Origin of the sequence: Aestuariivirga sp. (assembly GCF_044239095.1) — a bacterium.
Lineage (GTDB): Bacteria > Pseudomonadota > Alphaproteobacteria > Rhizobiales > Aestuariivirgaceae > Aestuariivirga.
In genome coordinates this window covers 1-10,143 of the sequence record NZ_JBIICB010000148.1, presented here as the reverse complement: position 1 = coordinate 10,143, position 10,143 = coordinate 1, and the positions used below count along the sequence as shown (strand labels likewise).

The 10,143-nt window shown below is 58.7% G+C and carries 8 protein-coding genes; 4 read left to right on the top strand and 4 right to left on the bottom strand.

Going from position 1 to position 10,143, the window contains the following annotated elements; translation table 11 throughout:
• The first annotated feature begins 150 nt into the window (after positions 1-150).
• Both ACILRA_RS13775 and ACILRA_RS13770 read left to right on the top strand, forming a co-directional pair.
• Positions 151-2,415, top strand: a complete 2,265-nt coding sequence (locus tag ACILRA_RS13775; protein WP_395662669.1) for a mechanosensitive ion channel family protein — start codon at positions 151-153, stop codon at positions 2,413-2,415.
• Positions 2,416-3,143: 728 nt separating this feature from the next.
• On the top strand, positions 3,144-3,596 hold the full coding sequence (locus ACILRA_RS13770) for a cache domain-containing protein (protein ID WP_395662668.1): 453 nt from the start codon (positions 3,144-3,146) through the stop codon (positions 3,594-3,596).
• Between the two features lie 283 nt (positions 3,597-3,879).
• Here the strand turns inward: ACILRA_RS13770 and ACILRA_RS13765 are convergent, their stop codons facing one another.
• The 3 genes from ACILRA_RS13765 to ACILRA_RS13755 form a co-directional block, all read right to left on the bottom strand.
• On the bottom strand, positions 3,880-5,106 hold the full coding sequence (locus tag ACILRA_RS13765) for a patatin-like phospholipase family protein (protein WP_395662667.1): 1,227 nt from the start codon (positions 5,104-5,106) through the stop codon (positions 3,880-3,882).
• A 344-nt stretch (positions 5,107-5,450) separates the two neighbouring features.
• Positions 5,451-6,077: a hypothetical protein gene (locus tag ACILRA_RS13760; protein WP_395662666.1), complete on the bottom strand. Its 627-nt coding sequence runs from the start codon at positions 6,075-6,077 to the stop codon at positions 5,451-5,453.
• Positions 6,078-6,093: 16 nt separating this feature from the next.
• Positions 6,094-7,128, bottom strand: coding sequence for a substrate-binding domain-containing protein (locus ACILRA_RS13755; protein WP_395662665.1), 1,035 nt, complete (start codon positions 7,126-7,128; stop codon positions 6,094-6,096).
• A 614-nt stretch (positions 7,129-7,742) separates the two neighbouring features.
• Here ACILRA_RS13755 and ACILRA_RS13750 point away from each other — a divergent pair.
• Both ACILRA_RS13750 and ACILRA_RS13745 read left to right on the top strand, forming a co-directional pair.
• Positions 7,743-8,534, top strand: a complete 792-nt coding sequence (locus ACILRA_RS13750) for a hypothetical protein (RefSeq protein WP_395662664.1) — start codon at positions 7,743-7,745, stop codon at positions 8,532-8,534.
• Between the two features lie 336 nt (positions 8,535-8,870).
• The gene (locus ACILRA_RS13745) at positions 8,871-9,548 is read left to right on the top strand and encodes a response regulator transcription factor (protein ID WP_395662663.1); all 678 of its coding nucleotides are present in this window, start codon (positions 8,871-8,873) and stop codon (positions 9,546-9,548) included.
• On the opposite strand, the gene ACILRA_RS13740 is transcribed toward ACILRA_RS13745, so the two are convergent.
• Positions 9,507-10,143, bottom strand: a 637-nt coding sequence (locus ACILRA_RS13740; RefSeq protein ID WP_395662662.1) for a sensor histidine kinase, incomplete at its 5' end; no start/stop codon positions are given. The two genes, ACILRA_RS13745 and ACILRA_RS13740, sit on opposite strands and share 42 nt — an antisense overlap.

The following is a 10,143-nucleotide window of genomic DNA, read 5'->3' as shown; positions in this document are numbered from 1 at the left end:
CGATAAGATCATGCTCAAGCAATTGACCTCGCGCGCCAGCGCTCCACCGCCGTGGACATGTTGCCCGCAGCTTGGGCGCGACCGGACATTCAGAGGGGACGATGCAAGCGTTTTCCTTGCCGCCGCGGCACAACCGTGCGTGAATAGGGCATGATGCTGATAACGCCGGGCGGCCACACCATGTCGAGGTTCTGCTTTCTTCTGATCTGGGCAGTCTTCATGCTCGTGCCCGCCACGGCTGCCGAGCCGTGGTCGGGGGAGTGGAAGGTAAGTTGGCCTGGCGGCGGCGGTTTCCTCTCCCTCACCCAGGAGGGGACGGATGTGCGCGGCAGCTATCGCAATGGCCGCGGTGACATTGAGGCCACAGCGCAAGGCGCTGAGATCAACGGCGAGTTCATCCATGACGGGCTGAAGGAGCATTTTCATGCCACGCTGGGCAGCGGCCAAAACAGTTTCTCGGGCTACACCTCCGGCGGAGAATGGCTGAGCGGACTCCGCCTCAGCGCCGACGAGACACCAGGCAAGCAATTGATCGCTGACCTGCGTGCCCCCCGCGCCACTATGCGAAGCTTCCTCGATGCGGGCAATCGCGCCCGGGAGGGAGAACCGCAGGCCCTTGCCGTGGCTGTGGATGCAATCGATTTTGGCCAAGCAACGAACTGGCCAACGCTCAGCGCGAAGTTTGCAGCCGCCGAACAGCTGTTCGGCGTGGTCGACCTCGCGACCTTCAGCCTTGCCCTCATTCCGGAACGGGCCGCCACACCGCGGATCGCCGTATCGCTTCCCCGGCTTGATGCCGCGCCAGCGGTCGAACTCGGCATGGCTCGTGATGCCGATGGTGCATGGCGCATCATCATGCCGGACGCGCAGTCGCTCGCCGCTATGGCCGGGGCCGTTGCCGCGCGCCCCGCCGACGCGTTCCGCCAGTTGCAGAGCCCGCGCGACACACTGCGCAGCTTCCTCGAGGGCATGGCCCTCTGGGACAGGGGCGGGGAACAGGAGGCGCTGTCGGCCCTAGACCTTACCGGCGTGCCTGAGGTGCTCAAGCAGCAACATGGGCGGCTCATGGCACACTATCTGGTGCGCATGATCGACATGGTCGGGCGCATGCCGCTGCAGAGCGTGCCAAATTCGGGCCTGAGCCGGGAACCCTTCGTTTATTTCGAACATCCCGCCGGCAAGATCGTGATCGAGCCCCTGGGCACCGACGCCGACACGCGCTGGAAGTTCTCTGCCCAGACCCTGCAGGATCTGCGGCGGCTGTTTTCTGCCGTACAAGTGCTTCCCGAAGTCCATATGCTGGACCCGAAGCTCATTCCGCCTTCGGCAATGTTCGCAATCCGTGACCAGGTGAAGGCCTATGCGCCCGCCTTGCTGGCAGATATCGCCGGCAGGGGGCCAGTTGAATACTGGCAGCTCCTGGCCACGATGCTCCTGCTCAGCGTCATCGCGGCGGTCGCCTTCACCGTCAAGCGTATCGCATTCTGGGTGCTGGAGAGGCAAGCCCTGAAGCGTCATGTCAGCAATCCAACATTGCTGGCCTGGGCCATCGGCATCGGGTTTGCCGTCCTTACCGCCACGCAGATTGTGCCGTGGCTGGGACTGCCAGTTTCCTCCCGCCAGTATACCCTTCCCTTTCAGGGCTCGCTATTCATGTTGATCGTAGCCTATGCGGTCTGGCAGGTCATCGGCATCATCTCATCCGTCCTTGAAGTCTATACCGACCGCAGCGAGACAGCCATCGACAACATCCTGCTCACCTTCATGCGCGGGGTCTTGCGGCTCGCGCTGATCGCCGGCACCGGGCTGGCGCTTGGCCATTTTTGGTCGGTGCCCACCACGGGGATACTCGCCGGCCTCGGCATCGGCGGCCTGGCCGTGGCCTTCGCATCCAAGGAGACGCTTGCCAATCTCTTCGGAGCCGGAATCCTGCTGGGAGACCGCCCCTTCCGGAAGGGTGACCGCATCATCGCGGGCGATGTGAATGGCTGGGTGGAGGCGGTGGGCCTGCGCTCGACCCGCATCAGGACGCTCTACGACAGCCTGCTCGTGGTTCCCAACAGCAAGCTGGCCGACACCACGATCAACAATCTCGGGGCACGCCGGCGGCGGACGCTGACCACAAGCTTCCTCGTCACCTCCGGCAGCACGCCTGAAAAGCTCGAAGCCTTCACACGCGCCATCTTCAGCCGAATCTCGGAGGATCCCTTCTTCGACCGGCGGAGCGAGGTGAACATCAACGGCATCACCGCCGACGGCATCCAGATCGAGATCTCGACCAGCCTCAACACACGCCGCGGCTTCGAATCCCGCACAGCCACGCATCGGCTGTATCTCGACATTCTTCAGATGGCGGAGGCTGAAGGTCTCACGCTAGGGCGCGGCATGGAGAAGAACCCGGTCTACGTCCTTTAGAAGACGTGAGGCCCAGCCAAATGGAATCACCTGGTCAAAAAAACTCACGCAAATTATAAGCTTGAGCATGGACTTGCCGCAAATATGGTTTCCACTTTCGCAGATCATGATGCAGGCTCGGACAGATAGCCAGTTGCAGAGTGTACTGCCGATTTTAACAGCCCGGAGTTCGTTACGCGCCATCTTGCCGTAGCGTGTGTGGCGACGCGTTTGAACTCCTTGAGGCCGGAGATCGTTCGACGGAATGACGGGCTTTGGCCCGCGCAGGCCGAGTTCCTTGCGGATGGCATTGCTGCTGCAAGCCGCATCCTTCGGCAGACACGGAGCCATCTGATCAAACGAAGCCTCACTCAGCTAGAAACGTTCCGCTATGGCAACTCTCCCGAGGGAGTTTGAACCACCCCCACGCTGAAGTGCAAAGAGATCTGACGGGTTCAGACCCTCATGAAACCTTAAGGCGATTCCAATACGTCATTCTCGCGATGAATGAATCTCGGTTGGTTAAGCTTGGTCACCGGCTCAGGATCAACGCGTGTGTTTACCGGCTACGGCTGTTACTTGATCTTCTCTTTGCACGGCCTGCAGTGGCGCGGAAACCTTGCCAACTGACAGACAACGCGGCAACATCAACTCCGAAGTGTCAGTCATCCGGTGCATACCGGTTGATTTTATTGACGGGCAGCAGGCCACTCAGAGAATGCTGATCATAACCAAATTGGAGAAACAAAATGCTTGGGCTCAAGAGTCTTCTCGCCAGCGCAGCGCTGCTACTCTGCTCTACCCTCTCAATGGCTGCCGGTGAGTTCGGAACGGCGGAGGAAGCCAAGGCAATGCTGACCAAGGCGATCGAGAACATCAAGGCAGATGAGGCGGGCGCACTGGCTGAAATGCAGAAAGGCGGCTTGGAGTCGCGGGACAGGGATCTCTATGTATTCTGCGGACAGGCCGATACAGGCGTTCTGACGGTTCATCCGGCGCTGGCAGGCAAGATGCTCCAGGACATTGTCGACAAGAACGGCAAGAGGTTTGGAGAGGAAATGATGAAGTCCGCCAAGCCTGATGCGATCATTGAGGTATCCTACTTCTGGCCACGCCCCGGCGCAGACACGACCCCGGTCGAGAAGATCAGCTTTGTGACGCGTGTAGCCGATCTGATCTGCGGCGTTGGGTACTACAAATAAGGGCGGCGGCGGCATTTCGATCGCAAGGCTGTTAAGTGATGGTGCCGGTGATGGCTGGTGCGACCGCAGTCAATTCGTGAAGCGTGCCACGTCGACCGCCCCCTTGCCCAGAAACTTCCTAGAACAGCCCGCTCAGCACCGCCCTGGCTAGCCGCTCTCGACCAATCGGCGTCAATCGTGCATTCTTGTTAATCTTCATCCGGTCCTCCTCGACGAGACTGTAGCGTCACAACCACAGCTTCCTTGATCCGGACCAGATGGACAACCTATTGAGAGATCACATCTAGTTCTCGTAATCCGGCGGCGTCTTGCTCCAGGCACCAGGACCCTGCCCCTTCTGGTAGCCAAGGTCATAGAGCTTGCGCATGTGCGCCTGGTCGAATTCGCCCTTGCCCTTGTCCTGAAAGTCGGCAGGGATCGAGGCGAGATTAAAGTCGATGCCGTCGCGCACGGCCTGCGCATACATCTTAAAGACGTCGCCGATGCTCTGGTTCTTGATCAGCGTGCTGATTGAGCGCGCGGCGATGGCGAGCGTCTTGGTTTCGGTCTTTTCAGCCTGTGGCTCGAACGTGCCATTGATGATCACATAGAGGCTTCGCTTACGCGGGAACTTCAGCGCCTTGTCAACCTCCTTGAGGGAATTCTCACCGGAAAGCAGGAAGGCCTGGGTCGTCGTACCGCCGTCCACATGCAGCTCCTCATAGGACTTGCCGTCCGCCTGCACGCGGATCAACTGCGGCGGGAACACGCCAGGAATAGCCGCGCTCGCCACCAGCACATCGCGGAACAACTGAACCCGGTTCGGGTGGCCGCTCGCGGCGATCGCCGTCATATTCCACACCACCGGGCGCTGGGCGTCGAGGTTCGTCGTGCCCACCAGCAGCAGCCGCCCCTTGCCCTTCTCCGCGCCAATCTTGTCCACCAGCTCCGCCGTGACATGCTTGGCGACGAGCGCCTTGAGCGGGCTATTGTCGGTGAGCGAGGACCCGAACAAGGCGCCCAGCGGCCCGCTTGAGCGCAACACGTCCTTCTCGCTGATCGTCGTGTAAATCTCCTTCAGCTTGCCGTCATAGGCGGGGCCGAGGAAGGCATAGGGTGCGGTGAGCGCACCGGTGCTGATGCCTGTCACCACCTCGAACTGCGGCCTTGTGCCGGAGAGCGTCCAGCCAGCCAGCAGCCCCGCACCATAAGCGCCGTCGCCGCCGCCGCCAGAGATGGCAAGGTAATAGGCCCGATCAAGCGGCACGGACGGATCCTTGCGGTGGGCCTCGCGCACCTGCTCGAGCCTGACCGCCGAGACTTCGTTCAACTTCTTGAGTTCGGCGTCACCCCAGTAGCGGATACCCTTATAGCCGTCGGGCGTGGCATAGCTGTTGACAGGCGCATCGTCGAGCCGGGGCACGTTGGTTCCGCAGGCGGCCAGCATGATGAGGACAAAAGCCGTCGCGAGCGGCCTCACCGCAGCGCGCAACGCGGTCCGCCTGCCTGCCTGTGGGCCGATTTCCGTCATCCGTCCTACCGCCTCTTCAATCCGCGCCCATCCGGGGTTCGGACGGTCTGCGCGGCCTTCATCCCCGATCTGGCCACCCGCCGTCAAGCGGGCTCCGCCGCCAGCTGTGATATCTCAATAGGTTGTTCATCCGGTCCGGATCGTGCTGGGATAATTTCACAAAGCATGACTCGACGCCTGCGTATTGTCTCTGACTGCCAGGCAGCCAAGGGTTCGAAACATCATTCCGCCGCCGTTCTCGTGGATTATGCAAACCAACGCGGCGAGCACGCTCGCTGTCGATGGCTTTGCTAGGCGTGCACTGTTGTGAACGGCATGCCAATGAACAGCGCCGCTCCTATCCGTCAACGTGACTGGATGAGAGTTTTCAGAGATTGGATCTCCGACGACAGTTTTGCCGCTTCGGGGCCAAGGCCCGTCTTGCTCTTTGGGCCCGCGATGAATTCGGCTGAAGGCAGCGGGAAGACCGTGATCACAACGTTCTTGAGCTCAATGCTCTCAGACGAGTTGATCTCAAGGATGGAATAAATCATCAACCGCTCTGCGATAGCAACCGGGCTGCCGTATGCGCGCTCATGTTTTCGCAGCAGCCGCAGCAGGCGCGTACGGTCGGATGCAGACATCTGGCGCCTCTGATTGAACGACGTGGAGAAGCGCGGCAACACGCCGACAGTTGCCCTGATATCCAGGCCGGAGTAACCCGTAAGATCCATCAAATTCCTGAAGTCCAGCTCCGTCGACTTCTCGGCCTCGGCGAACCGCCGGGTGATGATACTTGCGGGGACGCTACCGCTGGTCCAGGCGCCAACAACCTGCCGAGTGGTTTCCCAAATCTCTGCGACTTGCGCCAGCGCAGAATCTACATAACCATGTTGAACCGGGGGCACCGTCAAATCCTCGGCAAGCACCGGCTGTTGAAACATGATAGCAGCGAGCGCTACGCTGAAAATGGCTCGAAGAGATTTCTGCATCGATTATTTATCCCCCTCAGCGCAGCAAGCTGTCACGTTGCCATTCACGTTCCGACTTTGGAATGATGGAAAGGCTGAAGCTGCTCAGATATCCGCCTTCACCCAACGCGCGTTCACTCAGCGCCTCAGCCACCCAAGCCTCAAGCGCATTCCCATCCTCACCGGCACCAAGGTTCCCGGCATCCGCATAAAGATATACGGGAATGGCCAGTGTATAATCCTCTGTCATCAAGGCTTCCGGCGTCGGTTCCACCCCGTTGAACCTGAGGAGCTGAAGGCTGTTTCTGTTGCGCTGGTAAGTGTCCATCGTGACGATGGTCACACTCCCAGCAGGAGCGTTCAATACAGCGTCGACACGATCCTGCTCGCTAAAGGCTTCCTCATAGGCGTCTTCCCGCATGCTGCGGCATCTCTCCTCACGGTCCTTCTCGAGGTAGATGTCCTTGATTATGGGGAAGTTCCAGCAGCCGCCGACCATCGCTTCGGTTTCGAAAATGTCCCTCATCACAAAGTCCTTCGGCACGAGCACCATGTGGATCGGAAAGTCCGGAAGGCTCGGGTCGACATCCGTCCAGTTCCTCGCTTCATTCGTGACAAATCCTCCTTCGACGGGGACCTGCTGAGCGAGCGCGAGATAAACAGCCTTGGATGTCAGGTTGAGGCGCGCTTCGCCCGCCTTCTGTACAAGCACGAGCGTGATGTGGCCAAGCCGGGCATTGACCACTTCGTCAATCCCTTGCTTGCCGCATTCGGCGGCAAGACCCGGCGGTATCAGTTCATGCGTCAGATAAATCCGTCTCTCGACCGTGCCGCTGCACAATTCCTCAAGCGCCTTTGCGGAGATCAGGCTATGATAAGCCGACGGCGCCGGCTTGCCGACGGCGACTACGCCAGCGGTCACCGCAGCAGCCAGTTCCTTGGTGATTGGCGTATACGAAACGCTGTATGAAAGACTCTCGGCTTCAGCCGGAACGGCCGCCTGGCCAGCAAGCAGCAGAGCAACGGAAAGGCCGGCAAACAAGCGGCGGAATGAGAACGCGGAACGATCCACCCGTACCGCAGGCAAACATCTAGTCAACGGCGCCCCCCGAATCAGTTGTTAGACATATCAGTAATACCGTGGGTATGACGGGAATTGGTCATCCCGCCGGTCATGCCATTTGAGTTTTGCTGGAGAAGGGCTTTCCTATCCTGAAACGGTGGCAAAACTGCAACACCTGATGGCAGAAACTGCGGCGCTGAGCTTTAACGCCTGGAAATCTATACCCGCGAAGATTGAATCGACCGAAACTCGAATGAGGAGGCAAGTCCATCTTCTCTCTGTTTACTTGCGATTGCAATCATGCCCGAAATGGCACGCCCCGTTCCGGAAGCAACTTTCGCTCGGCAGCAGAGCTCTTGCGGGCGGATCACGCGATGTCAACAGTCAGCAAGGACATGTCAATCCAATGCGTGACCAATCTGATCCATTCGTCAAAGCTAGACTGAAAGCAATGCTTGGCTGAAACCCTTGACCTGTTGTCGCCCCGGAAGACGAACGCGGATGTTGATGTAGACAGGCGTTCGGCTTGACGTTCGTGTGCGGCTCAGGGGACTCCACCCCGTTTGTCATTAACCGGCAGCGGACAGCCTGAACAGCGAGGCATTGGGGCAGGACGAAACGCGATGCATGAGCAGAATGACACTATGGAGTTTCCTCGGGCATGCGCTCCGTATGACCTTTGCTCAACCCAAGGCTGGCGCACTACTGCTGGCGGGCATCGCTGTCAGGCGTTCTTCTATCTTTCGATTCCGCTCACCTATAGATACATCTTCGACGATGAGATTGCCGCCCGGGACATGTGGCTTCTGGGTATCCGGCTACTGATACAGATCGGACTCTTCCCGCTCTTCGGCGCCGCCGGTGTAGCCCATGACTGGGCATCGGCACGGATCGGGTCGTCGTCAGCCACCAATCTCCGTCAAATGCTCTTCGGCCATTTGCAGGCACAAGGCCCCGGCTTCTATTCATGCGTCAACGAGGGAGATGTCGTGGCAAGCTTCGGGCCTGACGTGGCCGCGGTCGAGACAGCCATGGTGCGCGCCTTTCCAAGTTTCATCATGCGCTCGATGAACATCACCCTGAGCACAGAACTGCTGTTTCTGATCGCGAGGCGGCTTGCCAGGAAGCCCAGCCTGCCGCCACCACCGGAACACCAGGCTCACCGCCACGCCATGCCACCAGGCACCGCCGATACAGATCCCGTCTCGCTTTCAGCGGCAATCTGCCGGCGTTCCTCCGCCGTCCACCGCTGCCTCGTCTCGGCTACAACGTCAAAACTTTTCAAAGCTATGTCCAGACATAGTACCGGCATCAGCTCTGCCGATGCTTTGATCCACTCCACGACATCGCTTCAACAGCCATGCATCATCCCGTACAAGGCGGCCGAGGCCGGAAGGCTACGATACAAGGCATAGAGAGCCACGGACTGATTGGTTGATGATACAGTAGTTATCATACGATCATCCGATGCAATTGAGATGATCATCCATAAGCGATCACATGAAAATCAAATAATTATGCGGGTTTCAGTATGCTGCATTCCGCTCGCCTTCGAGAAATTGGACGTCATCTCGGTGCCGTTCTTCTCAGTTCACAGACGATCCAATGCAGCTGCTCGAACATGGGAAATCCTTTGCCGTCAGCTGGAGAAACTGCTGTAAACATTCGCAATCCGGCGCGGATATGGCGTCCCGTCCTGTATGTATCCCGCCAAGCGGGGCTGTATACTGTGCCGATGAATGGAGAGCGACATGACCAGCAATGATGCGACAGCTCCCGGCAGCTCCCCTGCCCGCAAGAGCGTGTTGATTGTTGAAGACAATCATGAATTCCAGTGGTTCCTGAGTGACTGCCTGAAGAAGACTGTGCATGACTGGGAAATTCATGCGTGCTTATCTGTTGCCGAAAGCCGGGCAGTGCTCCGCAAGGGCCTTCCACGCCTTGATCTGGCGCTCATTGATATTGGACTGCCGGATGGTGATGGGACAGACATCATCTCGTATCTGAGCCGAGTAGCTTCGGGTGTTCCGATACTCGCCGTCACCGTGATGCGGAGCGAGAGAGACTTGCTTGAGGCAATCAAGGCGGGCGCCATGGGCTACGTTCTGAAGGACGATGACGCCCTCTCGGTTTCGGCTGCCATCAATCAGGTCATGGCTGGTATTTATCCCGTCAGTCCGTCTCTGGCGCGCCACCTCGTCCGCCTTGCTCAGAAGCCAACGCTTCACTCTGATTTCGTGGATTTGACGGACCAGCAATTCGCGGTTCTTGAGAAGATTGCGACTGGCCACACCTATCAGGAGATCGCCGACGCGCTCGGCCTCAGCATTTCAACCATACGGACACATGTTCAAAAGCTCTATGGAAAGCTCAAGGCGAAAACCGGCTCAGAGGCCGTCGCCAAGGCGAAAACGATTGGCCTCATCTGACACGAGCGAAGCTGCCGGCACATGAAGACGGACTTTCGTGCCATCATGCCTCTCAATGTGAAGAAGGGCATCGATTGAGCGTGCACGCTGGTGCATGTTCCGCAAACCTTGCCCCACAGAGTGGGGGTTGGGCACGAAGCCCGTTCCATTGTCCGAGATGAGGACAAGGACCCCGCCGTCAACCGCTTTGACCTGAAGCTGAATTTCGCTTGCCTTGCTATGGCGCACTGCGTTTGTCAGCGCCTCTTGCGCAATTCTCATGATCTGCAGGATGCTGCTCTGCTTGATTTCGGGCAAACCCTCAGCCTGCAGGTCCCAGGTGATATTGATGCCAATATTCTGCATCCGGCCGCTGATGCGGTGGCGGAAATCCGTCATGGCTGCGTGAAAGGACAGATACTCATCCTTCATGACATCCACGATGAGGTGGAGATCCTCGATACAGTCACTTAGAATATTAATGAATTCCGCCTGAGGCACTTCCGTTCTCTGGGTACGGATCTTCGCCGCCACAAGGTGGGAGCCGAGCCCGTCATGAAGATCCTGCAGAAATCTCTCCCGTTCCTTGAGCCGGGCAGTGATGATCATTTCCTGC